The 23,138-nt window shown below is 63.0% G+C and carries 23 protein-coding genes; 1 reads left to right on the forward strand and 22 read right to left on the reverse strand.

From position 1 onward, the window contains the following. Window positions 1–148: 148 nt before the first annotated feature. Entirely contained in the window at window positions 149–1,354 is a 1,206-nt protein-coding gene (locus AC1RB9_RS29100; RefSeq protein WP_003118437.1) for an MFS transporter, read from the forward strand. 54 nt (window positions 1,355–1,408) lie between these two features. Here AC1RB9_RS29100 and glmS read toward each other — a convergent pair whose 3' ends face one another. The 22 genes from glmS to rpmH all read right to left on the reverse strand — a co-directional run bounded on the left by glmS (window position 1,409) and on the right by rpmH (window position 22,646). Beyond that, window positions 1,409–3,244: a glutamine--fructose-6-phosphate transaminase (isomerizing) gene (gene glmS, locus AC1RB9_RS29105; RefSeq protein WP_003097120.1), complete on the reverse strand. Its 1,836-nt coding sequence runs from the start codon at window positions 3,242–3,244 to the stop codon at window positions 1,409–1,411. A 15-nt stretch (window positions 3,245–3,259) separates the two neighbouring features. Further along, window positions 3,260–4,033, reverse strand: a complete 774-nt coding sequence (locus AC1RB9_RS29110) for a DeoR/GlpR family DNA-binding transcription regulator (RefSeq protein ID WP_003458389.1) — start codon at window positions 4,031–4,033, stop codon at window positions 3,260–3,262. 67 nt (window positions 4,034–4,100) lie between these two features. Continuing rightward, a complete protein-coding gene (locus tag AC1RB9_RS29115) occupies window positions 4,101–4,610 on the reverse strand; it encodes a M23 family metallopeptidase (protein ID WP_003114652.1) in 510 nt (169 codons plus the stop codon). A gap of 13 nt (window positions 4,611–4,623) precedes the next feature. Beyond that, entirely contained in the window at window positions 4,624–5,988 is a 1,365-nt protein-coding gene (glmU, locus tag AC1RB9_RS29120; RefSeq protein WP_003114651.1) for a bifunctional UDP-N-acetylglucosamine diphosphorylase/glucosamine-1-phosphate N-acetyltransferase GlmU, read from the reverse strand. 120 nt (window positions 5,989–6,108) lie between these two features. Next, entirely contained in the window at window positions 6,109–6,534 is a 426-nt protein-coding gene (locus tag AC1RB9_RS29125; RefSeq protein ID WP_003097128.1) for a F0F1 ATP synthase subunit epsilon, read from the reverse strand. Window positions 6,535–6,575: 41 nt separating this feature from the next. Beyond that, window positions 6,576–7,952, reverse strand: coding sequence for a F0F1 ATP synthase subunit beta (gene atpD / locus AC1RB9_RS29130; protein WP_003097130.1), 1,377 nt, complete (start codon window positions 7,950–7,952; stop codon window positions 6,576–6,578). Between the two features lie 30 nt (window positions 7,953–7,982). Then, window positions 7,983–8,843, reverse strand: coding sequence for a F0F1 ATP synthase subunit gamma (gene atpG / locus AC1RB9_RS29135; protein ID WP_003097132.1), 861 nt, complete (start codon window positions 8,841–8,843; stop codon window positions 7,983–7,985). Between the two features lie 50 nt (window positions 8,844–8,893). Beyond that, window positions 8,894–10,438: a F0F1 ATP synthase subunit alpha gene (gene atpA / locus AC1RB9_RS29140; protein ID WP_003097134.1), complete on the reverse strand. Its 1,545-nt coding sequence runs from the start codon at window positions 10,436–10,438 to the stop codon at window positions 8,894–8,896. An 18-nt stretch (window positions 10,439–10,456) separates the two neighbouring features. Continuing rightward, a complete protein-coding gene (locus tag AC1RB9_RS29145; RefSeq protein WP_003097135.1) occupies window positions 10,457–10,993 on the reverse strand; it encodes a F0F1 ATP synthase subunit delta in 537 nt (178 codons plus the stop codon). 11 nt (window positions 10,994–11,004) lie between these two features. Further along, window positions 11,005–11,475 carry a F0F1 ATP synthase subunit B gene (locus AC1RB9_RS29150; RefSeq protein WP_003100235.1) on the reverse strand — a complete coding sequence of 157 codons (471 nt, stop codon included), beginning with the start codon at window positions 11,473–11,475 and terminating at the stop codon, window positions 11,005–11,007. 57 nt (window positions 11,476–11,532) lie between these two features. Then, on the reverse strand, window positions 11,533–11,790 hold the full coding sequence (atpE, locus tag AC1RB9_RS29155) for a F0F1 ATP synthase subunit C (RefSeq protein WP_003097235.1): 258 nt from the start codon (window positions 11,788–11,790) through the stop codon (window positions 11,533–11,535). Window positions 11,791–11,839: 49 nt separating this feature from the next. Beyond that, window positions 11,840–12,709, reverse strand: coding sequence for a F0F1 ATP synthase subunit A (gene atpB, locus AC1RB9_RS29160; protein WP_003100237.1), 870 nt, complete (start codon window positions 12,707–12,709; stop codon window positions 11,840–11,842). A 16-nt stretch (window positions 12,710–12,725) separates the two neighbouring features. After that, on the reverse strand, window positions 12,726–13,106 hold the full coding sequence (locus tag AC1RB9_RS29165) for a F0F1 ATP synthase subunit I (protein WP_003118473.1): 381 nt from the start codon (window positions 13,104–13,106) through the stop codon (window positions 12,726–12,728). A 163-nt stretch (window positions 13,107–13,269) separates the two neighbouring features. After that, a complete protein-coding gene (locus AC1RB9_RS29170) occupies window positions 13,270–14,142 on the reverse strand; it encodes a ParB/RepB/Spo0J family partition protein (RefSeq protein WP_003100240.1) in 873 nt (290 codons plus the stop codon). Window positions 14,143–14,151: 9 nt separating this feature from the next. Further along, window positions 14,152–14,940 carry a chromosome partitioning protein Soj gene (soj, locus tag AC1RB9_RS29175; RefSeq protein WP_003097243.1) on the reverse strand — a complete coding sequence of 263 codons (789 nt, stop codon included), beginning with the start codon at window positions 14,938–14,940 and terminating at the stop codon, window positions 14,152–14,154. An 18-nt stretch (window positions 14,941–14,958) separates the two neighbouring features. Next, a complete protein-coding gene (rsmG, locus tag AC1RB9_RS29180; protein WP_003100242.1) occupies window positions 14,959–15,603 on the reverse strand; it encodes a 16S rRNA (guanine(527)-N(7))-methyltransferase RsmG in 645 nt (214 codons plus the stop codon). After that, on the reverse strand, window positions 15,603–17,495 hold the full coding sequence (gene mnmG, locus AC1RB9_RS29185) for a tRNA uridine-5-carboxymethylaminomethyl(34) synthesis enzyme MnmG (protein WP_003100244.1): 1,893 nt from the start codon (window positions 17,493–17,495) through the stop codon (window positions 15,603–15,605). The genes rsmG and mnmG overlap by 1 nt, the downstream gene beginning before the upstream one ends. A 473-nt stretch (window positions 17,496–17,968) precedes the next feature. Further along, window positions 17,969–18,181 carry a hypothetical protein gene (locus AC1RB9_RS29190; protein ID WP_003458395.1) on the reverse strand — a complete coding sequence of 71 codons (213 nt, stop codon included), beginning with the start codon at window positions 18,179–18,181 and terminating at the stop codon, window positions 17,969–17,971. A gap of 493 nt (window positions 18,182–18,674) precedes the next feature. Beyond that, window positions 18,675–20,042, reverse strand: coding sequence for a tRNA uridine-5-carboxymethylaminomethyl(34) synthesis GTPase MnmE (mnmE, locus tag AC1RB9_RS29195; RefSeq protein ID WP_003100248.1), 1,368 nt, complete (start codon window positions 20,040–20,042; stop codon window positions 18,675–18,677). A gap of 70 nt (window positions 20,043–20,112) precedes the next feature. After that, complete coding sequence (gene yidC / locus AC1RB9_RS29200) at window positions 20,113–21,849, reverse strand: membrane protein insertase YidC (protein ID WP_003114648.1); 1,737 nt, start codon at window positions 21,847–21,849, stop codon at window positions 20,113–20,115. A 240-nt stretch (window positions 21,850–22,089) separates the two neighbouring features. Continuing rightward, a complete protein-coding gene (rnpA, locus tag AC1RB9_RS29205; RefSeq protein ID WP_003100251.1) occupies window positions 22,090–22,497 on the reverse strand; it encodes a ribonuclease P protein component in 408 nt (135 codons plus the stop codon). Between the two features lie 14 nt (window positions 22,498–22,511). After that, on the reverse strand, window positions 22,512–22,646 hold the full coding sequence (gene rpmH / locus AC1RB9_RS29210; protein ID WP_003100258.1) for a 50S ribosomal protein L34: 135 nt from the start codon (window positions 22,644–22,646) through the stop codon (window positions 22,512–22,514). Window positions 22,647–23,138: the final 492 nt, after the last annotated feature.

Below are 23,138 nucleotides of genomic sequence, written 5' to 3' on the forward strand. Positions count from 1 at the left end.
GCAGTACCTGCATTCCCCGGAGAGCCGCCGCAAAGTCGGCTTTCCTTCCCCAGTCCTCGGCAGATCAACTCATCCCTGACCCTGGCGCCGGCTCCACGAGCCGGCGCCCCCTTGGCGTTCGTCCGCTCATTCAGCCAAAGAGAACATCATGAACCAGAAAATTTCCCCGCCTTCACAGAAGCTCGACGGCCTGTTCCTGCTGGCCCTGTCGATGGCCGTATTCTTCGTCGGCGTGACCGAGTTCATGCTGTCCTCCATGCTCGGGCCGCTGGCGCAGGCGTTCCACACCACTACCAGCGGCGCCGCTTGGCTGATCTCCAGCTACGCGTTCTCCTATGCGATCGCCGCGCCGTTGCTGGGCTACTTCTCCGACCGCATGCAACGCAGGAAGCTGCTGCTGCTCGCCCTGGTCCTCTTCGCGGTCGATACTCTGGCCATCGTCATCGCCCCGACCCTGGAAATTGCCGTCGTCCTGCGGGTGATCGGGGGCATCGCCTCGGCAATCATCATCCCGACCACCTTCGCCCTGGTCGCGGAGGTGGTCGCCCCGCAAAGACAGGCCGGTGCCATGGGCCAGGTGATGCTCGGCATGACCCTCGGCATTGCCGCCGGCCCGGCACTGGCCGGCCTCCTCTCGGACTTCTTCGGCTGGGCGGCGCCCTTCCTGTTGGTCTCGTGCGGTTGCGTGCTGGTCTTCCTGATGGCGCGCCAGCGCCTTCCCGTGCAAGCCGTGGCACCGCGCGCCGAGGGCCATGCGCTGGGCTGGTGCAGGCAATGGAGCATCCTCAGGCCACTGATCGCCAAGGGTGCCTGGAACGGCACCGGGGTCGCCGGCCTGCTTCTCTCGGGAGAGGTGCTGCGCCAGCGCTACGGCTTCAGCACCGCGCAGATAGGCGTCAGCATCGCCGCCTTCGGCGTGGGCCTGGCCGTGGGCAACCTCGCCGCGGGTTACCTGCGACGTTATCTGAAGCGCGACGAAGACATGCTCCTGCTGGTGCTGGCGCTCCTGGTGCTATCGATGTCGACCTTCATGCTCCTGCCGCTACCGTTGCCCGTGGCGCTCTGCTGCCTGGGCGCCTGGGGCGCCGCGCTGGGCCTGGGCGCGCCGGCGGGCACGGTGGTACTCGCCTCGCGCTCCGGGCCGGACAAGGGCATGGTGCTGTCGTTCGCCGAGACGTTCAACAACATCGCCATTCTCGCCAGCGTGCCCCTGGCTGTGCGACTGCTGGAGCTGAAGGGGCCGCCCGCCACCCTGTGGGTATTGGGCATCGGCCTGGGGATCGGCGCCTGGCTCACCGTGCTGGACTGGTTCGCCAGCCGCAGGAGCGACGAGGCGCTGCCGTTGCGCGATTGACGGCGAGCGCCGGGGCCGCATGCCTGCCCCGGCTTCTCGGGCACGCGGCCGGCGTTACTCGACGGTGACCGACTTGGCCAGGTTGCGCGGCTGGTCGACGTCGGTGCCCTTGAGCACGGCGACATGGTACGAGAGCAATTGCAACGGGATGGTGTAGAGGATCGGCGAGAGCACGTCGCCGATGTGCGGCATGCCCACCACATGGGTGCCCTCGCCAGCCTCGATGCCCGCGCCTTCGTCGGCGAACACCACCAGTTCGCCGCCGCGGGCGCGGACTTCCTGCAGGTTCGACTTGAGCTTCTCCACCAGCTCGTTGTTCGGCGCCACGGTAACCACCGGCATGTCGCTGTCCACCAGCGCCAGCGGGCCATGCTTGAGTTCGCCGGCCGGGTAGGCTTCGGCATGGATATAGGAAATTTCCTTGAGCTTCAGCGCGCCTTCCAGGGCCACCGGGAACTGCGCGCCACGGCCGAGGAACAGGGTGTGGTGCTTCTCGGCGAACAGCTCGGAAACCTTCTCCACCGTCCGGTTCATCGCCAGCGCCTCGCCCAGCCGGGTCGGCAGGCGACGCAGTTCGTCCACCAGCTCGGCTTCGACGCCATCGGCCAGGCGCTTCTGCACCTGGCCGATGCCCAGGGTCAGCAGCAGCAGGGCGACCAACTGGGTGGTGAAGGCCTTGGTCGAGGCCACGCCGATTTCCGGGCCGGCCTGGGTCAGCAGGGTCAGGTCGGATTCGCGCACCAGCGAACTGGTGGCAACGTTGCAGATCGCCACGCTGGAGAGGAAGCCCAGCTCCTTGGCGTTGCGCAGGGCAGCCAGGGTGTCGGCGGTCTCACCGGACTGGGAGATGGTGACGAACAGGCAATCCGGCTGCACCGCGACCTTGCGGTAGCGGAACTCGCTGGCGACCTCCACCTGGCAGGGAATCCCGGTCAGGCTTTCCAGCCAGTAACGGGCGACCATGCCGGCGTGGTAACTGGTGCCGCAGGCGACGATCTGCACGTTGCGAACCTTGGCGAACAGCTCCGCCGCCTGCGGGCCGAAGCTTTCCACCATTACCTGGTTCTGCCCGAGGCGGCCTTCCAGGGTGCGCTGCACGACGCTGGGCTGCTCGTGGATTTCCTTGAGCATGAAGTGCCGGTACTCGCCCTTGTCGGCGGCTTCGGCGCCTTCGTGGTACTGCACGGTCTCGCGCTGCACGTCGTTGCCCTGGACATCCCACAGGCGCACGCTGTCGCGACGGATCTCGGCGATATCGCCTTCTTCCAGGTAGATGAAGCGGTCGGTCACCTGGCGCAGCGCCAGTTGGTCGGAAGCGAGGAAGTTCTCGCCAAGCCCGAGGCCGATCACCAGCGGGCTGCCGCTGCGGGCGGCGACGATGCGGTCCGGCTGCGCCGCGCTGATCACTGCCAGGCCATAGGCCCCGTGCAATTCCTTGACCGCGTCCTTCAGCGCCAGGGTCAGGTCGCCGATGGACTGCAGCTTGTGATGCAGCAGGTGGACGATGACCTCGGTGTCGGTTTGCGAGGTGAACACGTAGCCCAGGCCCTTGAGCCGCTCACGGAGAGGTTCGTGGTTCTCGATGATGCCGTTGTGCACCACCGCCAGTTCGTCGCTGGAGAAATGCGGGTGGGCATTGCCTTCGGTTGGCGCGCCGTGGGTCGCCCAGCGGGTATGGGCGATGCCCAGGCGGCCGAGCAGCGGCGTACCGGCCAGGCCTTCCTCCAGGCTGGCGACCTTGCCGACCCGGCGGCAGCGCTGCAGCCTGCCTTCGTTATCGAAGACCGCCACGCCGGCGCTGTCGTAGCCGCGATACTCGAGGCGCTTGAGGCCTTCGATGAGGATGGGGGTGATGTTGCGCTCGGCGATCGCGCCTACGATTCCACACATGGGGTCTTTCTCCTTTCAGGCCTCGACCGGGGCGCAGATCAGCGTGACGCCCCGGGCGGTTATCTGTTCGCGCGCGGAAGGTTCCAGGCGCTCGTCGGTAATCAGGGTATGGATGCTGCTCCAGGGCAATTCCTGGTTGGGAATGCGCCGACCGACCTTGTCGGCCTCGGCCATGACGATCACCTCGCGGGCGACCTCGGCCATCACCCGGCTCAGGCCCAGCAATTCGTTGAACGTGGTCGTCCCGCGTTCGAGATCGATGCCGTCGGCACCGATGAATAGTTGGTCGAAGTCATAGGAACGCAGCACCTGCTCGGCAACCTGCCCCTGGAACGACTCGGAATGCGGATCCCAGGTCCCCCCGGTCATCAGCAGCACCGGCTCGTGCTCCAGTTCGCGCAGGGCGTTGACCACGTTCAGCGAGTTGGTCATCACCACCAGGCCCGGCTTGTGCCCGAGTTCGGGGATCATCGCCGCGGTGGTGCTGCCACTGTCGATGATGATCCGCGCATGCTCGCGGATGCGCGCCGCGGCGGCGCGACCGATAGCCTGCTTGTAGGGCGAGACGGGCTGCGCAGCTTCACCGATCAGTTCCTGCGGCATCGGCACCGCACCGCCGTAGCGACGCAACAGCAGGCCGTGGCTTTCCATGGCGGCGAGGTCCTTGCGGATGGTCACTTCCGAGGTGGAAAAGCGCTTGGCGAGTGCGTCCACGCTGACCTCGCCCTGCTCGGAAAGCAGCGCGAGGATGGCATGGCGACGTTGCGGCGTATTACGTTTCGAGATCACTTAAGTTTCGTTTCGAAAGAAAAGTGTGCGAATCAAAACTTATCCGGCGCTTCCCGTCAATGACTTTTCATCGGCTCGGCAGCACCGTATCGGGATCGAGGTAGAACATCTTCTTCCAACCCTGGGTGCTGTCGTCGGCCAGCCAGGGATAGGGCAGCAAGGTGATGATCGCGTAGTGCAGGTGGGCCGGCTTGCCGCGCGCGTTGCCGGTGGTGCCGACCGTACCCAGGCGGGAACCGGCAAGGACCGGCTGGCCCGGATAGGCGTCGAGGCTATCGAGATGGGCGTAGTAATGCAGGCGCCACTTGGGCGCCAGCACCAGGACGACCTTGCCGCCGAGGGCGATCTCCCCGCGATAGAGCACCAGGCCGTAGCTGGCGGAGCGTACGGGGGTGCCGCTGCGGGCGAAGATGTCGATGCCCTTGTGCACTCCGGAGCGCCCCCAGGGCTCGAACCAGAAGGTTCGCGGATTCCAGTCGCGGGCACTGGCGCCTTCGACGGGTATCCGCGGCCATTCGGGCAGCACCGCCCAGGCTATGAGCAGCCCCAGCACGATCCGTTTCGCAGGCTTCGGCATCCGTGCCGCTCCGTTACTTCTTGATTTTTTCCGGGCGCTTCCAGTTTTCCAGGTTCTTCTGCCGGGCGCGGCCGAAGGCCAGGTTCTTCGCCGGAACCTCATGGGTGATGGTGGAGCCGGCCGCGGTCGTCGCGCCATCGCCGATCTTCAGCGGCGCCACCAGCGAGTTGTTCGAGCCGATGAACACATCGTCGCCCAGCTCGGTGCGGAACTTGTTCGCGCCATCGTAGTTGCAGGTGATGGTGCCGGCGCCGATGTTGCAGTTGGCGCCCAACTCGGCATCGCCCAGGTAGCTCAGGTGGCCGGCCTTGCTGCCCTCGCCCAGGCGGGCATTCTTCAGTTCGACGAAGTTGCCGACATGGGCCCGAGCGCCGAGCACGCTGCCCGGACGCAGGCGGGCGAACGGACCGGCATCGCTACCCTCGCCCAGCTCCGCGCCTTCCAGGTGGCTGTTGGCCTTGATCACCGCGCCACGCCGCAGGACGCTGTCGCGAATCACGCAGTTCGGTCCGATGCGCACGTCGTCCTCGATCACCACGCGGCCTTCCAGCACCACATTGACGTCGATCAGCACGTCGCGGCCGACCGAGATTTCGCCACGGACATCCAGGCGCTGCGGATCGAGCAGGGTCACGCCCTGGCGCATCAGCTCCTCTGCGCGCAGGCGCTGGTAGTGACGCTCCAGCTGGGCCTGTTGCATGCGGTCATTGACGCCCTGCACTTCCATCGCGTCCAGCGGTTGGGCGCTGGCCACCACCAGGCCGTCGCCGACCGCCATGGCGATCACGTCGGTCAGGTAGTACTCGCCCTGGGCGTTGTCGTTGGACAGGCGGCCGAGCCAGTCGGCAAGGCGCTTGCCCGGCACCGCGAGGATGCCGGTGTTGATCTCGCCGATCTGGCGCTGCGCCGGGGTCGCGTCCTTGTGCTCGACGATGGCCTGCACCGCGCCCTGGTCGTCACGGACGATGCGGCCGTAGCCGGTGGGGTCGAGCATGTCGACGGTGAGCAACGACAACTGGTCCGGGGTGACTTGCGCCAGCAGGCGCTGCAAGGTGTCCAGCTGGATCAGCGGCACGTCGCCGTAGAGGATCAGCACCTGGTCTGCACTGAGGAACGGTAGGGCCTGGGCCACCGCATGGCCCGTACCGAGCTGTTCGGCCTGGAGCACGAAATTCAGGTCGTCGGCGGCCATCCGCTCACGCACCAGATCCGCGCCGTGGCCGATCACCACGTGGATCCGTTCCGGCTGCAACTGGCGCGCGCAGTCGATGACGTGGCCGAGCATCGGCTTGCCGGCAATGGGATGGAGGACCTTGGGCAGGGCCGAACGCATGCGGGTGCCCTGGCCGGCGGCGAGAATCACGATTTCAAGGGACATGGACTGGACTACCGTTCCTGGTGGTCACAGGCAAAACCTGTGAGTGAAGATGCAAAACGAAAAAAGGGTAGCCCACAGGCTACCCTTTTCCCTGACACCGCTAGAAGTACCGGCTGGAAATCAGCCGCCGAACTTCTTGCGCAGTTGCTGGACGGTGCGCAGCTGGGCTGCGGCTTCGGCCAGACGCGCGGCAGCGGCGCTGTAGTCGAACTCGGCGCCCTTGCCCTGCAGCGCCTTTTCGGCAGCCTTCAGGGCTTCCTGGGCGGCCGCTTCGTCGAGGTCGCCGGCACGAACCACGGTGTCGGCGAGGACCTTGACCATGTTCGGCTGGACTTCGAGGAAACCGCCGGAGATGTAGTACACCTCCTGCTCGCCGCCCTGCTTGACCAGGCGGATGGGGCCCGGTTTCAGGTCGGTGATCAGCGGCGCGTGGCCCGGGGCGATACCCAGGTCACCCAGAGCGCCGTGCGCGATAACCATCTCGACCAGGCCGGAGAAGATCTCCGCCTCGGCGCTGACGATGTCGCAATGGACTGTTATGGCCATACGCTTGCCTCACATGAGCGCCCGTCGCCGGGCGCACAGGATTACAGTTTTTTGGCTTTCTCGACCGCTTCTTCGATACCGCCGACCATGTAGAACGCCTGCTCCGGCAGGTGATCGTAGTCGCCGTTGAGAATGCCCTTGAAGCCAGCGATGGTGTCCTTCAGGGAAACGTACTTGCCCGGCGAACCGGTGAAGACTTCCGCTACGAAGAACGGCTGGGACAGGAAGCGCTGGATCTTACGAGCGCGCGCCACCAGCAGCTTGTCGGCTTCGGACAGTTCGTCCATGCCCAGGATCGCGATGATGTCCTTCAGCTCCTTGTAGCGCTGCAGAACATACTGGACGCCGCGAGCGGTGTCGTAGTGATCCTGGCCGATCACCAGCGGATCGAGCTGGCGAGAGGTGGAGTCCAGCGGGTCGACCGCGGGGTAGATACCCAGCGAGGCGATGTCACGGGACAGTACGACGGTCGCGTCCAGGTGGGCGAAGGTGGTCGCCGGGGACGGGTCGGTGAGGTCGTCCGCGGGAACGTATACGGCCTGGATCGAGGTGATCGAGCCTTTCTTGGTGGAGGTGATGCGCTCCTGCAGAACGCCCATCTCTTCGGCCAGGGTCGGCTGATAGCCCACCGCGGACGGCATACGGCCCAGCAGTGCGGATACTTCGGTACCGGCGAGGGTGTAACGGTAGATGTTGTCGATGAACAACAGAACGTCACGGCCTTCGTCACGGAACTTCTCGGCCATGGTCAGGCCGGTCAGTGCGACGCGCAGACGGTTGCCCGGCGGCTCGTTCATCTGGCCGTATACCAGGGCTACCTTGTCCAGTACGTTGGAGTCCTTCATCTCGTGGTAGAAGTCGTTACCCTCACGAGTACGCTCGCCCACACCCGCGAACACGGAATAACCGCTGTGCTCGATGGCGATGTTACGGATCAGTTCCATCATGTTGACGGTCTTGCCCACGCCGGCGCCGCCGAACAGGCCTACCTTGCCGCCCTTGGCGAACGGGCAGACCAGGTCGATCACCTTGATGCCGGTTTCCAGCAGCTCGTTGCCGCCAGCCTGGTCGGCATAGGACGGAGCTTCGCGGTGGATGCCCCAGCGCTCTTCTTCGCCGATGGGACCGGCTTCGTCGATCGGGTTGCCCAGTACGTCCATGATCCGGCCCAGGGTCGCTTTACCGACCGGCACGGAGATGGCAGCACCAGTGCTGTCCACGTTCAGGCCACGCTTGAGGCCTTCGGTGGAACCCATCGCAATGGAACGAACCACGCCGTCGCCCAGCTGCTGCTGGACTTCCAGGGTGGTTTCAACGCCCTGAACCTTCAGGGCTTCATAGATGCTCGGCACGGCATCGCGCGGGAATTCCACGTCGATCACGGCGCCGATGATTTGAACGATACGTCCGCTACTCATGTCTGGTTCCTCTGAATTTTGAACCTGTTCTTACACCGCGGCAGCGCCGCCGACGATTTCCGAGATTTCCTGGGTGATCGCCGCCTGACGCGCCTTGTTGTAGATCAGCTGCAAATCGCTGATCAGCTCGCCGGCGTTGTCGGTAGCGTTCTTCATTGCAATCATCCGGGCCGCCTGCTCACAGGCGTTGTTCTCAACCACGGCCTGGTACACCTGGGATTCCACGTAACGCACCAGCAGCCCGTCGAGGAGCGACTTGGCGTCGGGTTCGTAGAGATAGTCCCAGTGGTGCTTCAGCTCCTGATCGTCATCGGCCACCAGCGGAATCAGCTGTTCCACGGTCGGCTTCTGGGTCATGGTGTTGACGAACTTGTTGGAGACCACGAACAGGCGATCGATACGGCCTTCGAGGTATGCGTCGAGCATCACCTTGACACTGCCGATCAGGTCGTTGATCGAAGGCTCTTCGCCGAGGTGGCTGATAGCTGCCACGACGTTGCCGCCGAAACTGCGGAAGAACGAAGCGCCCTTGCTACCGATCACGCAAAGGTCGATTTCCGCCCCTTGCTCGCGGTAGCCGCTCATGTCCTTGACGAGGGACTTGAACAGGTTGATGTTCAGACCGCCGCACAGACCACGGTCACTGCTCACCACGATGTAGCCGACGCGCTTGACTTCACGCTCGACCATGAACGGGTGACGGTATTCCGGGTTGGCGTTGGCCAGATGGCCGATCACCTGGCGAATACGCTCCGCGTAGGGACGGCCGGCCGCCATGCGCATTTGTGCCTTGCGCATCTTGCTCACCGCCACTTTTTCCATGGCATTGGTGATCTTTTGCGTGCTTTTGATGCTCGCAATCTTGCTGCGAATCTCTTTTGCGCCTGCCATTTGACACCTATCGGGTTAGCAGGCGGGAGCCTCGCGGCTCCCGCTGCGGCTTACCAGGTTTGGGTGGCCTTGAACTTCTCGATGCCGGCCTTGATGCCCGCGTCGATTTCGTCGTTGAAGTCACCTTTCTCGTTGATCTTCGCCAGCAGAGCGGCATGCTCGCGCTGGAAGTAGGAGATCAACGCCTGCTCGAAGCTACCGACCTTGGCGATTTCGACGTCCTGCAGGAAGCCACGCTCGGCGGCATACAGGGACAGCGACATCTCGGCGATCGACATCGGCGCGTACTGCTTCTGCTTCATCAGCTCGGTAACGCGCTGACCATGCTCCAGCTGCTTGCGGGTCGCTTCGTCCAGGTCCGAGGCGAACTGGGCGAAGGCCGCCAGTTCACGGTACTGGGCCAGAGCGGTACGGATGCCGCCGGACAGCTTCTTGATGATCTTGGTCTGGGCCGCGCCACCTACGCGGGATACCGAGATACCGGCGTTGACGGCCGGACGGATACCCGAGTTGAACATGGCGGATTCCAGGAAGATCTGGCCGTCGGTGATCGAGATCACGTTGGTCGGAACGAACGCGGAAACGTCGCCGGCCTGGGTCTCGATGATCGGCAGCGCGGTCAGCGAGCCGGTCTTGCCGGTCACGGCACCGTTGGTGAACTTCTCGACATACTCTTCGGAAACGCGGGAAGCGCGCTCCAGCAGACGGCTGTGGAGATAGAACACGTCGCCCGGGTAGGCTTCGCGGCCCGGCGGACGGCGCAGCAGCAGGGAGATCTGGCGATAAGCCACGGCCTGCTTGGACAGGTCGTCGTAGACGATCAGGGCGTCTTCACCGCGATCGCGGAAGTATTCGCCCATGGTGCAACCGGAGTACGGCGCCAGGTATTGCAGGGCGGCGGACTCGGAAGCGCTGGCGGCGACCACGATGGTGTTGGCCAGGGCACCGTTCTCTTCCAGCTTGCGTACGACGTTGGCGATAGTGGACTGCTTCTGGCCGATGGCCACGTAGACGCACTTAATACCGCTGTCTTTCTGGTTGATGATGGCGTCGACCGCGAGGGCGGTCTTGCCGATCTGGCGGTCGCCGATGATCAGCTCGCGCTGGCCACGGCCTACCGGGATCATGGCGTCGACCGACTTGTAGCCGGTCTGTACCGGCTGGTCTACCGACTTACGCCAGATCACGCCCGGAGCGACCTTCTCGACCGCGTCGGTGGCCTTGGCGTCGATCGGACCCTTGCCGTCGATCGGATTGCCCAGTGCGTCGACTACGCGACCCAGCAGTTCCGGACCGACCGGAACCTCCAGGATGCGCCCGGTGCACTTGGCGTTCATGCCTTCGGCGAGGCCCTGGTATTCACCCAGGACCACGGCACCCACGGAATCCTGCTCCAGGTTCAGCGCCATACCGTAGACGCCGCCCGGGAACTCGATCATCTCGCCGTACATGACGTCGGCCAGACCGTAGATGCGCACGATACCGTCGGACACGCTGACGATGGTGCCTTCGTTTCGTGCTTGGGAGGCGACGTCGAGTTTCTCGATGCGCCCCTTGATGATTTCACTAATTTCGGAAGGATTGAGTTGCTGCATGCCGCTGCCCCTTCAAACTCAAGATTTCAACGCTTCGGCCAGTTTCGCGAGCTTGCCGCGCACCGAGCCATCGATTACCAAGTCACCGGCGCGAATGATCACGCCGCCGATCAGGCTCGCGTCTTCCGACGCATGTAGCCGCACTTCGCGACTGAGCCGGGCGCTGAGAGCCTTGGCGAGTTTGTCCTGCTGTTCTTTGCTCAAGGTGAAGGCACTGGTGACTTCTACCTCGACCGACTTTTCCTGCTCGGCCTTCAACTGCTCGTACATCTCAGCGATGGTCGGCAGCAGTTCGAGCCGCTTGTTCTCAGCCACAGTCCGGACGAAGTTCTGGGCTGGTGCATTCAGCTTGTCGCCGCACACATCGATCAGGCTCTGGGCCTTGGCCGAAGAGGTCAGCTGAGGCTCTTTGAGCAGCTGGCGCACGGTGTCGTCCTGCGACACTGCGGCCAGCACACCCAGCGCAGCCGACCAATCGGCCAGTTGCTGATGAGCCTGGGCGTACTCGAAAGCCGCCTTTGCGTAGGGACGAGCCAACGTGGTCAGTTCTGCCATAGCGCCCTCGCTTAGATCTCGGCTGCCAGTTTGGAAACCAGCTGCTCGTGCGCGTTTGCGTCGATCGAAGCACCCAGGATCTTCTCTGCGCCGGTGACGGCCAGGGCACCCACTTGGGCACGCAGGGCGTCCTTGACGCTGTTCAGTTCCTGTTCGATTTCCGCTTGGGCCTGGGCCTTCAGGCGTTCGCCTTCGGTACGGGCCTGGTCGCGGGCTTCATCGACGATCTGGTTAGCGCGTTTCTTCGCCTGTTCGACGATTTCGGCTGCCTGAGCCTTGGCTTCGCGCAGTTGCTGGCCCGCTTTCTCATGAGCCAGCTCCAGATCACGAGCCGCGCGGTTGGCAGCGTCCAGGCCGTCAGCGATCTTCTTCTGACGCTCTTGCAGAGCCGCGATGACCGGAGGCCACACGAACTTCATGCAGAACAGCACAAAGATGAAGAACGCAACGGACTGGCCAATCAGGGTTGCATTAATGTTCACGCCAACACCTCGCTCGTTCGTTGTCCGTCAAACACTCAAATCGAATGATTCGAGTGATTAGCCGGCGATTTGACCAACGAAGGGATTCGCGAAGGTGAAGAACAGGGCGATACCCACACCGATCATGGTCACGGCGTCCAGCAGGCCGGCGACGATGAACATTTTCACCTGCAGCATCGGAACCATTTCAGGCTGACGAGCTGCGCCTTCCAGGAACTTGCCACCCAGCAGACCGAAACCGATGGCGGTACCCAGGGCACCCAGGCCAATCAGCAGAGCAACGGCGATAGCAGTCAGTCCAACTACAGTTTCCATTTTTCCTCCCGACTTTTTGTCGTGTTGGTTAAAGGTTGAAGCGAATCGATTAATGGTTGTCTTCGTGCGCCATCGACAGGTAGACGATGGTCAGCATCATGAAGATGAAGGCCTGCAGGGTGATGATCAGGATGTGGAACACAGCCCACGCCCAGTTCAGGGCTACGCCCAGGGCACTCAGCAGGAACATTCCGCTACCGAACATGACGGCGATCAGAATGAAGATCAGTTCGCCGGCATACATGTTGCCGAACAGACGCAGCGCCAGCGAAACCGGCTTGGCGATCAGGGTCACGAACTCGAGCAGGAAGTTCACCGGAATCAGCAGGATCTGAACGACGATGTTCTTGCTGCTGAAGGGGTGCAGGGTCAGTTCACCGAGGAAGCCGCCGATGCCCTTGACCTTGATGCTGTAAAAGACGATCAGGGCGAACACCGAGATCGACAGGCCGAGGGTGGCGTTCGGGTCGGTGGTGGCCACCGCGCGGAAGAACAGGTGCTCGTCGCCGGTGATCTTCGCGGCCAGCATCGGCAGGTAGTCCACCGGTACCAGGTCGATCAGGTTGAGCAGGAAGATCCAGACGAACACGGTCAGGGCCAGGGGCGCGATCAACGGGTTACGCCCGTGGAAGGTGTCCTTGACGCTGGTGTCGACGAACTCGACCATCACCTCGACGAAGTTCTGCAGTCCACCCGGCTGGCCGCTGGTGGCCTTCTTGGCCGCCAGGCGGAAGATGAACAGGAACACCACGCCGAGCAGTACCGACCAGCCCAGGGTGTCTACGTGGAATGCCCAGAAGCCCATTTCCTTGGCTTGCTCGGCGGTGTGGGCGAACCCCCAATCACCATTAGGCAGACGCCCGAAGGTCAGGTTCTGCAAGTGGTGCTGGATGTAACCCGAAGCGGTTTCTGCTGCCATGTTTGCCTCAATCGCTCTAAGGTCTTGTAAATGTTTTTCCCATCAGCAGGGGTGCGCACCAGCTGACCATCAGGGTCAGCAGATAGACACCGAACAGAGCCGGCGCCATCAGTGGCTTCACGCCTGCGAACGTCAGTGCGAAGAGCACCGCCGTCAGAATCAGTTTCCCGGCTTCGCCCGCATAGAAAGAGCGAACGATTTCCCGGGCAGCCCGCGCTCCGCTGAAACGGAACGCCTTGTAGGCGAAATAACAATTCGGCAACCAGGCGATCATCCCTCCCAGCAGTCCGGAATATCCGGCTACCGGTCCCCAAGAAATCCACAGGGAGATCGCAGCAACAAGCACTACTACCAGTTGGACGAGCAGCAATCTGAATGCCGGCAGGCGACTTGGCATGCGGGACTCCATCGCGCTCTCAGTCTTCTGGTGTCGGCACTGCCAAATCAACGACTTGGCATAAAAAGTGCCCACAAAATAGCGCGCAGAGTATAGGGGGGGAGTCCCCCCTGTTCAACTGGCTGGTAGTGATTTCCGACTACCCGCTACAACCCAAAGTGTGTCAACGGATGTGGGCGAGAACGCCCTGCAGTTCATCCAGGGAGCTGTAGCGGATGACCAACTGTCCCTTGCCCTTCTGACCATGCCGGATCTGCACCGAAGCGCCCAGGCGCTCGGCCAGGCGCTGTTCCAGGCGGGCGATGTCCGGGTCGCTCTTGACCGGTCCCGCAGGCTTGCCCGGGGCATGCGTCCACTGCCGAACCAGGGCTTCGGTCTGACGTACGGTCAGCCCATGTGCGACAACATGTCGCGCCCCTTCCACCTGCCGTTCTGCCGGCAGACCGAGGAGCGCACGGGCGTGGCCCATCTCCAGGTCGCCATGGGAAAGCAGGGTCTTGATCTCTTCCGGCAGGCCGATCAGGCGCAGCAGGTTGGTAATGGTCGCGCGCGACTTGCCGACCGCTTCCGCGACCTGCTGCTGGGTCAGCTGGAACTCCTGCTGCAAGCGCTGCAGGGCAGCGGCTTCCTCGATCGGGTTGAGGTCCTCGCGCTGGATGTTCTCGATCAGCGCCATGGCGATGGCCGCTTCGTCCGGCACGTCGCGCACCAGCGCCGGGATCTTTTCCAGTCCGGCCTGCTGGCTGGCCCGCCAGCGCCGCTCGCCGGCGATGATCTCGTAGCGGCCATTGGCGATCGGCCGCACCACGATGGGCTGCATCACGCCCTGGGCCTTGATCGACTGCGCCAGTTCCTCCAGCGCCTGAGGGTCCATGTCGCGACGCGGCTGGTACTTGCCGCGCTGCATCAGGTCGAGGGGGATCTGCTGCAGCTCGCGGCGGTCGGCCTGTACGGCTTCTTCCTGCAGTTTGGCGGGACTCGAGCCGCCCAGCAGGGCATCGAGCCCGCGTCCCAGTCCACGTTTCTTGGCTGCCATGCGGGTTCCTTATGCGGTTGCGGCGCGGCCTTTGGCGCGCTGGCGGCGGACCAGCTCGCCGGCCAGCGCCAGGTAGGCGATGGCGCCGCGGGATTGCTTGTCGTAAACCAGCGCCGGCATGCCGAAGCTGGGGGCTTCGGCGAGGCGCACGTTACGCGGGATGACGGTGCTGTAGAGGGTGTCGCCGAAATGCTCCTGCAACTGCGCGGAGACATCGTTGGTCAGGCTGATGCGCGGATCGTACATGGTCCGCAACAGGCCCTCGATCTTCAGCGTCGGGTTGAGCAACTGGCCGATGCGCTGGATGCTGTTCATCAGGTCGGTCAGCCCCTCCAGCGCGTAGTACTCGCACTGCATGGGGATGATCACGCCGTCGGCGGCGGTCAGCGCGTTGACGGTGAGCATCGACAGCGACGGCGGGCAGTCGATGAGGATGTAGTCGTAGTTCTCGCGGATCGGCGCCAGCGCGTTGCGCAGGCGATTTTCCTTCATGTCCATTTCCAGCAGCACCACTTCCGCGGCGGTCAGGTCGCGGTTGGCCGGCAACAACTGGTAGCCGCCGTGTTCGGAGAACTGCATGGCCTCGGCGAGGTTGCACTCGCCGGTGAGCACGTCGTAGATGGAGTGCTCCAGGTTGTGCTTGTCGATGCCGCTGCCGGTGGTGGCGTTGCCCTGGGGATCCAGGTCCAGCAGGAGGACGCGGCGCTTGGTCGCCACGAGGGAGGCCGCGAGGTTGATACAGGTCGTGGTCTTGCCGACACCGCCTTTCTGGTTGGCGATCGCGAATACCTTAGCCATGGTTATCCCTGTTCCCCCTCATGCTGTGCGCCGCAGTATCAGCAGATGCCGCTGACCTTGGCAACCGGGTACCGCCAGCGCGTGCTCGGCTTCGACCCGGAAATCCTCCGGGAGTGCCGCCAGCTCTTCGTTCGGATGCACGCCCTTCATCGCCAGCCAGCGGGTTTCCTGGCCACCGAGGTGGCGGGTCCAGTTGGCGAAGTCCTCCAGGCTGCTGAAAGCGCGGGAAACGATGCCATCGAAGGGGCTCTCGGGACGGAAGGCTTCCACCCGGCTGTGCACGACTTCGAGGTTGGCCAGCTTCAGCTCGAGCTTCACCTGGGTCAGGAAGCGGGTTTTCTTGCCGTTGCTGTCGAGCAGGGTCAGGCGCTTTTCCGGGAACAGGATGGCCAGCGGCACGCCGGGCATGCCGCCGCCGCTGCCGACATCCAGCCAGTTATCCCCAGCCTCGGCGTAAGGCACGATGCTCAGGCTGTCGAGCAGGTGGCGCGAAACCATCTCGTCCGGGTCGCGTACGGCGGTCAGGTTGTAGGCCTTGTTCCATTTGATCAGCAGGGCCAAGTAGGCCAGCAGCTGGCGTTGCTTGTCGGCGTCGAGGGCGACGCCTAGCTCGTCAGCACCGCGCGCGAGTTCGTCGGCGTGGTGTTGGGTTACCGCAGACATCAAGCGCTCTGCTCCAGTTGGCGGCCAGAGGCACGCTTCTTCAGGTGGATCAACAACAGCGAAATCGCAGCCGGCGTGACGCCGGGGATTCGCGAAGCCTGTCCGAGGGTTTCCGGACGGGCCTGGTTCAGCTTGTTCTGGATTTCCTTCGACAGGCCGGAAATCCCCAGGTAATCGATATCCACAGGCAGGCGGGTATCTTCGCTGGCGCGCAGCCGGGCGATTTCCTCCTGCTGGCGGTCGATGTAGCCGGCGTACTTGGTGCGAATCTCCACCTGCTCGGCCACCTGGGGGTTATCCACAGCGTCGCCGGTGATCTCCACCAGGCCGGCGTAATCGATCTCGGGGCGGCTCAGCAGGTTGAGCAGGTTGTATTCATGGGTCAGCGGCGTACCGAAGCGCTCGGCGATGGCGTCGCCCTGCGGGGTATTCGGCCGCACCCAGGTGCTCTTCAGCCGCTGTTCCTCGCGTTCGATACCTTCGCGCTTGGCTTCGAAGGCAGCCCAGCGCCGATCGTCGACAAGGCCCAGCTCGCGTCCCTTCTCGGTGAGACGCAGGTCGGCGTTGTCCTCGCGGAGGATCAGGCGGTATTCCGCCCGCGAGGTGAACATGCGGTACGGCTCCTGGGTGCCGAGCGTGATCAGGTCGTCCACCAGCACGCCGATGTAGGCCTCGTCGCGGCGCGGGCACCAGCTGTCCTTGCCTTGCGAACGCAACGCAGCATTGGCGCCGGCCAGCAGGCCCTGGGCGCCAGCTTCCTCGTAGCCGGTGGTGCCGTTGATCTGGCCGGCGAAGAACAGGCCGCCGATGACCTTGGTCTCCAGGCTGTACCTGAGATCGCGAGGATCGAAGAAGTCGTACTCGATCGCATAGCCCGGCCGCACGATGTGGGCGTTTTCCATGCCACGGATGGAACGCACGATCTGCAGTTGCACGTCGAACGGCAGGGACGTGGAAATGCCGTTGGGATACAGCTCGTGGGTCGTCAGGCCTTCCGGCTCGAGGAAGACCTGGTGGCTTTCCTTGTCGGCGAAGCGATGGATCTTGTCTTCGATCGAAGGGCAGTAGCGCGGGCCGATGCCTTCGATCACACCGGAATACATCGGCGAACGATCGAGATTGGCGGCGATGATCTCGTGGGTCCGGGCGTTGGTATGGGTGATCCAGCAACTGACCTGCTCGGGATGCTGTTCCTTCGAACCGAGGAAGGACATCACCGGGATCGGCGTGTCGCCCGGCTGCTCGGTCATCACCGAGAAGTCCACACTGCGCCCGTCGATCCGCGGCGGCGTACCGGTCTTCAGCCGGCCGACCCGCAGCGGCAATTCACGCAGACGACGCGCCAGTGCGATGGACGGCGGGTCGCCGGCGCGTCCGCCGGAGTAGTTCTCCAGGCCGATGTGGATAAGTCCGCCGAGGAAGGTGCCGGTAGTCAGGACCACGTTGTCGGCATGGAAGCGCAGTCCCATCTGGGTCACTACGCCGCGGACCTGATCCTGCTCGACGATCAGGTCGTCGCAGGCCTGCTGGAATATCCACAGGTTCGGCTGGTTTTCCAGTGTATGGCGGATAGCGGCCTTATAGAGCACGCGATCGGCTTGTGCACGAGTGGCGCGCACTGCCGGCCCCTTGCGGCTGTTAAGGATGCGGAACTGGATACCGCCCTTGTCGGTGGCTTCGGCCATGGCGCCGCCAAGGGCGTCGATTTCCTTGACCAGATGGCTCTTGCCGATGCCGCCGATGGCGGGGTTGCAGCTCATCTGCCCCAGGGTTTCCACATTGTGGGTCAACAGCAGGGTTTTCACACCCATGCGCGCAGCCGCGAGTGCGGCTTCGGTGCCTGCATGGCCACCGCCGATCACGATTACGTCAAAACGGGTAGGGAAATCCACCACGCACCTCGGCCTGTTCAGAAGCAGGAATTCAGGAAAGCCGGACAGTATAAGGATTTAGCGAACCTGAATGAAGACTCCTGGACAAAAAATAGCCAATCCAGATCGAGGGAGCAAAACGGCTCGGCGGGCTTACAAAAAATAAAAGGAAAGGAATGTTTATATCTTTTTAGAACTTGTGTTTATTACTTAGCAGCGGCTTTTCTGTTGATAAGTACTTCGAGCCCAGTAAAGACATAGCCTGTAGCGAATGATAAGGCTGTCCCAAACCCTATCTGGGCCCTGTTGATAAGCGTTTTTTAGCTGTGGATGGAATGGCTCGTTATCAACATGTGGAGTTATGCACAGAGCTTCGGCGGGTTTATCTACCCTCCTGTCCCTGGGGTTTTCCACAGGTTTCAGGCGAGCGTATCCGGGCCGCGGCAGGACCGCAGCCAGGTAGGAAGAAGGAGATGGAAAGGCGTGGGAAAGGCTCAGTCGTTGCCGCTTTCCAGCGTATCGATAGATGACGACAGGCGCTCGAAGCGGCGCTTGGCGGAGACCTGGAAATCCCGCTCGGAGCCCTCGTTAGCGGGTTTGCGCAGCGGTAGCCGAGCACTGAGCCCGCTAGTGCGGTCGTAACTGATCATCTGTCCGGCCTGGCATTCGCCGCCGAGCCACACCGCCAGGTTGGCTACGATCTCCATGCTGTAGTGTCCGAGTGCTCGCCGTGGGACGCCTTGGGAGCCGAAGGCGAGGGCCCCGCCTGGCCGGTATCGACGGAGTCCAGGGTCTGCAACAGCTCTTTTCGCAGAATCTCTTCCAGGCTTGTGGATAAACCGCTTACCGGGTTGACTTGCGTGCACGGAACGTCCCGGCGCGTGGCGATAGCGCCAGGCGAGACAACGGGATAGATACGCCGTTCGAGAGGGGCGAGCAGATAGAGATTGACCACAGCGCAGCGCCTTCGCGGACGCCGGATCGGAGCGCGGTGCCTGTGCATAAACCTCTCCCAGGTGGATATCCATCCCATGCAGACCGACATCGGCGCAGATGGTTTTCTCGGGGACGAAGCGGCGCGCCGGCAATCCATGCCTGCGTGGTTGAGTGCCGGCGGCAAGGGCACAGTGAAAGGAAAGTACGCAGAACCGGAGCGAACCTTGCCCTGGTTATCCACAACTCGGCGTGGGCCGAGCCCCATTACTTGCCGATGCAGAAACTCGAGAAGATGCGACCCAGCAGGTCGTCGGGGGTGAATGCGCCGGTGATTTCGCCCAGGTGCTGCTGGGCCTGGCGCAGATCCTCGGCCAGCAGTTCGCCGGCGCCATTGTGGATAAGTTGGCTGTGGCCATGCTCCAGCGCCTGCCCTGCCAGGCGTAGCGCTTCCAAGTGGCGCCGGCGGGCGCTGAAACCGCTTTCCGCGGTCTGTTCGAAGCCCATGCAGGCCTTCAGGTGTTCGCGCAGCAGCTCCAGGCCGGCGCCGGTGCGCGCCGAGAGGGTGATCGTGACGTGGCCGTCCGCGCTTTCCTCGAGGCCAATGGACTCTGTGGACAAATCCGCCTTGTTGCGGATCAGGGTGACCTTGCCCGGTTCCGGTCGCTGGTCGAGAAACTCCGGCCATAGGGAAAACGGGTCCGCTGCTTCCGGGGCGGTGGCGTCCACCACCAGCAGCACGCGATCGGCTTCGCCGATGGCTTTCAGCGCACGTTCCACGCCGATCTTTTCCACATGGTCCTCGGTATCCCGCAGGCCTGCGGTGTCCACCACATGCAGGGGCATGCCATCGATGTGGATATGTTCGCGCAGTACATCGCGGGTGGTGCCGGCTATGTCCGTGACGATGGCCGCCTCGCGACCGGCCAGGGCATTCAGCAGGCTGGACTTGCCGGCATTCGGTCGTCCGGCGATGACCACGGTCATGCCGTCGCGCAGCAGGGCGCCTTGGGAAGCTTCGCGCTGCACTGTGGATAATTCTGTGCGTACTTTTTCCAGAAGCCCCAGTACATGGCCATCGGCGAGGAAGTCGATTTCTTCCTCGGGGAAGTCGATGGCGGCTTCGACATAGATGCGCAGGGAAATCAGTTGCTCGGTCAATGCATGTACCCGGCGTGAGAATTCGCCTTGCAGGGAACGTAATGCATTGCGCGCGGCCTGCTCCGAGCTGGCCTCGATCAGATCGGCGATGGCTTCGGCCTGGGCCAGGTCGAGCTTGTCGTTGAGGAACGCGCGCTCGCTGAACTCGCCCGGTCGCGCCTGGCGGGCGCCCAGTTCCAGACAACGCTGCACCAGCAGGTCGAGTACCACGGGGCCGCCGTGCCCCTGCAGTTCGAGTACGTCTTCGCCGGTGAACGAGTTCGGGCCGGGGAAATACAGTGACAGGCCTTCGTCGATCACCTGCCCACCGGCATCGAGGAACGGTCCGTAATGCGCATGCCGGGCTTTCAGCTGGCGTCCGCTCACGGCCACGGCCATCTGTCCGGCGAGAGGTCCGGAGACGCGGACGATTCCCACGCCGCCGCGGCCCTGGGCGGTAGCGATCGCGACGATGGTTTCGGTGGCGGCTTGCATGTGGATATCTCCGGATAGCAAGACGCCCCTCGAGGGGGCGTCTTGTTGTGGACAGTTTTCGCGATAGACGTCAGGCGGTCTTCGCGGCTGCCTCGATCTTGCGGGTAATGTACCACTGCTGTGCGATCGACAGGCAGTTGTTGACTACCCAGTACAGCACCAGACCGGCTGGGAACCAGAGGAAGAAGAAGGTGAAGATGATCGGCATCAGTTTCATCACCTTGGCCTGCATCGGGTCCGGCGGGGTCGGGTTGAGCATCTGCTGGATCAGCATGGTGCCGCCCATGACGATCGGCAGGATGAAGAACGGATCCTTCACCGACAGGTCGGTGATCCAGCCGAGCCACGGCGCCTGGCGCATTTCCACGCTTTCCAGGAGTACCCAGTAGAGGGAGAGGAAGACCGGCATCTGGACCAGGATCGGCAGGCAGCCGCCCAGCGGATTGATCTTCTCCTTCTTGTACAGCTCCATCATCGCCTGGGACATCTTCTGCCGATCGTCGCCGTGCTGTTCCTTGATCGCCTGCATCTTCGGCGACACCGCGCGCATGCGCGCCATCGAACGGTAGCTGGCGGCGGACAACGGGAAGAAGGCCAGCTTGATCAGGACGGTCAGGGCGATGATCGACCAGCCCCAGTTGCCGATCAGGCTGTGGATATGTTGCAGCAGCCAGAAGATCGGCTGGGCGATGAACCAGAGGAAACCGTAGTCGACGGTCAGTTCCAGGCCCGGGGAGAGTTCCTTCAGGTGCTTCTGGAGTTTCGGGCCGGCATACAGGGTCAGGTCGGTTTCCACCTTGCTACCCGCCGGAACGCTCAGGGTCGGGCCGGTGAAACCGACGATGTAGTTGCCCTGGCCGTCCTTGCGGGTCATGACCTGGTGCTGCTCGCCCTTGGTCGGAACCCAGGCGGTCACGAAGTAGTGTTGCAGCCAGGCGACCCAGCCACCCTGCACGGACTCCTTGAACTGTTCCTTGTCCATGTCCTTGGTGGAAATCTTCTTGTACGGCGAATCCGGGGTCCAGACCGCGGCGCCGAGGTAGGTGGACACCCCGGTGGCGGTGGTCGAGGACGGGTCGGCGCTGCCGTCGCGCTTGAGCTGGGCGAACAGGTTGCCGCTCCAGGTCTTGCCGCTCTGGTTGTCGATCAGGTAGCTGACGCCGACCTGATAGGCGTTTTCATTGATGCACTCGATCTTCTTCTGGGCCTTTTCCTTGTCCGAGCAATCGGCTTTCAGGCCACGGTGGAAGGTGAAGCGCTTGATGTAGTTGACACCGTCGTGGCTGAAGCTCAGGTCCACGACCAGTTCGTTCTGGCCGTCGGCCAACTGGTAGCTGCTCTGCGCACTGCGGAACAGTGGGCGGCCGGCGCTGCTGGCGTCCGGGCCGTCGGCACCGGTGAGACCGCTCTGCGCCAGGTAGGTACGTTCGCGACCGTTGTCGAAGAGCGGGAACGGCACGTCCGGACGGTCCAGGCGGCGCGGATACTGCAACAGGCCGAGCTGGACGATATCGCCGCCACGGGGATCGATGGCCAGGTCGAGGACGTCGGTCTTCACCTGGATCAGCTTGTCGCTGACCGCAACCGGCTTGTCGGCGGCTTCGCTGCCGGCCGCGCTGCTCTGGGCAGTGGGAACGTCACTGCTGGTGCCCGAGGCGGACGGAGTGTCCGGCAGGCCTTGCGTGGTGTTCATCGAAGCGCTGGCGGCGGGCAGCTCAGGCTGACCGTAATCCTTGTTCCACTGGAGAACCAGCAGGTAGGACACGACTGCAAGGGCGACGATGAGAATCGAGCGTTGAATGTCCATGGTTACTCGGCCATCGAGAAAGGGCGGTGCTTGAAGGAAACTGACAGTAGCAGATCGCGGCTACGGGATTGCCAGTGATGGAGCCGAGTGGAGGAAACCGCACTCGGGCGACCATTGCGTCGCGGGCCATGCTGCGCGATAGCCTCGTACGCTAGGGAAGTACAACTTGGCTGGGAACGACGGTGCCGGGTCATCGAAGGGGGGATGACACTACAGGGATCGGGATGCGCGGGCATCGACCTATGCATGAGTACCGTCGGCCACGCCAGGGGCGTCAGCAGGGCTTTCCGTGCGAGGTCGATTGCGCAACAGGCGTTTCCAGAGCTTGCCGAACTGCTGGTGCAGCTCCGGATTTTCCAGTTCGCCCAGGCCTTTGCGCGCGATCACCACGATATCCCAGCCAGCCAGGGTTTCCTGGTTATGGCGGAACGATTCGCGGATCAGGCGTTTGAGGCGATTGCGCTGGACGGCGAGCTTGACGTTCTTCTTGCCGATCACCAGGCCCAGGCGGGGGTGATCGAGACCGTTCTCGCGCGCCAGCAGCAGGACGTGCTTGCCGGGGACCTTGCCGGTCGGAGAGTCGAAGACTGCGCTGAATTGCCGGGCTGTCAGTAGACGCTTGTCCCGGTCGAAGTCCCGACTCACCACCCGTACCGGATAAATCAGACGGTCAGACGCTTACGGCCTTTGGCGCGACGACGCGACAGAACCTGACGGCCGTTCTTGGTGGCCATACGGGCGCGGAAACCGTGGACGCGAGCGCGCTTGAGGGTGCTGGGTTGGAAAGTACGTTTCATGATTCGGTACCTGGGTTGACGACTTGAGGTCGCAGTGACCCCGTTTAAAGAGACCGGCGATTCTAGTGAAATCGAACGGGCAGGTCAATTTCCAACCAGCGATGACGTAATAGATAGATACAAGGAAGTCATTTTTCTTTTAAAGGATAGAAACGGTTAATGCTCTTGGGACGGCGCTTTTCTGTGCATAACTCGATGAAGCCCAGCAATTGCGTGTTTCTCCGGCAGGCAAAAGGTTGTCGAGAACCGGTGTCGAGGCTGTTTCCTTCCTGAGCGAAGCCTGGGGATGAACGAGATGGTTATCCACAGCGGTTTTTTCCACACGGCTGTGCGCAGGGATGTACCCCCTTCAAAGCAAGGGTTATCCACAAAGTCCAGGACGACCGTCCGTCGGCCTGCCTGCTTTTATTAAGGTCTTGATTTGCTTGGGGCCTCAGCGCATCGGCATGTGGATAAGTCCGGCCCGTCCGGCTACAATAGGCGCTTATTTCG

Source organism: Pseudomonas sp. 20-5, from assembly GCF_056782835.1.

Bases quoted from the DNA above. Each gene is read 5' to 3' on its own strand.
- AC1RB9_RS29100 (WP_003118437.1), top strand. From the start codon at position 149: ATGAACCAGAAAATTTCCCCGCCTTCACAGAAGCTCGACGGCCTGTTC.
- glmS (WP_003097120.1), bottom strand. From the start codon at position 3,244: ATGTGTGGAATCGTAGGCGCGATCGCCGAGCGCAACATCACCCCCATC.
- AC1RB9_RS29115 (WP_003114652.1), bottom strand. From the start codon at position 4,610: ATGCCGAAGCCTGCGAAACGGATCGTGCTGGGGCTGCTCATAGCCTGG.
- glmU (WP_003114651.1), bottom strand. From the start codon at position 5,988: ATGTCCCTTGAAATCGTGATTCTCGCCGCCGGCCAGGGCACCCGCATG.
- AC1RB9_RS29125 (WP_003097128.1), bottom strand. From the start codon at position 6,534: ATGGCCATAACAGTCCATTGCGACATCGTCAGCGCCGAGGCGGAGATC.
- atpD (WP_003097130.1), bottom strand. From the start codon at position 7,952: ATGAGTAGCGGACGTATCGTTCAAATCATCGGCGCCGTGATCGACGTG.
- atpG (WP_003097132.1), bottom strand. From the start codon at position 8,843: ATGGCAGGCGCAAAAGAGATTCGCAGCAAGATTGCGAGCATCAAAAGC.
- atpA (WP_003097134.1), bottom strand. From the start codon at position 10,438: ATGCAGCAACTCAATCCTTCCGAAATTAGTGAAATCATCAAGGGGCGC.
- AC1RB9_RS29145 (WP_003097135.1), bottom strand. From the start codon at position 10,993: ATGGCAGAACTGACCACGTTGGCTCGTCCCTACGCAAAGGCGGCTTTC.
- atpE (WP_003097235.1), bottom strand. From the start codon at position 11,790: ATGGAAACTGTAGTTGGACTGACTGCTATCGCCGTTGCTCTGCTGATT.
- atpB (WP_003100237.1), bottom strand. From the start codon at position 12,709: ATGGCAGCAGAAACCGCTTCGGGTTACATCCAGCACCACTTGCAGAAC.
- AC1RB9_RS29165 (WP_003118473.1), bottom strand. From the start codon at position 13,106: ATGCCAAGTCGCCTGCCGGCATTCAGATTGCTGCTCGTCCAACTGGTA.
- AC1RB9_RS29170 (WP_003100240.1), bottom strand. From the start codon at position 14,142: ATGGCAGCCAAGAAACGTGGACTGGGACGCGGGCTCGATGCCCTGCTG.
- soj (WP_003097243.1), bottom strand. From the start codon at position 14,940: ATGGCTAAGGTATTCGCGATCGCCAACCAGAAAGGCGGTGTCGGCAAG.
- rsmG (WP_003100242.1), bottom strand. From the start codon at position 15,603: ATGTCTGCGGTAACCCAACACCACGCCGACGAACTCGCGCGCGGTGCT.
- AC1RB9_RS29190 (WP_003458395.1), bottom strand. From the start codon at position 18,181: ATGGAGATCGTAGCCAACCTGGCGGTGTGGCTCGGCGGCGAATGCCAG.
- mnmE (WP_003100248.1), bottom strand. From the start codon at position 20,042: ATGCAAGCCGCCACCGAAACCATCGTCGCGATCGCTACCGCCCAGGGC.
- yidC (WP_003114648.1), bottom strand. From the start codon at position 21,849: ATGGACATTCAACGCTCGATTCTCATCGTCGCCCTTGCAGTCGTGTCC.
- rpmH (WP_003100258.1), bottom strand. From the start codon at position 22,646: ATGAAACGTACTTTCCAACCCAGCACCCTCAAGCGCGCTCGCGTCCAC.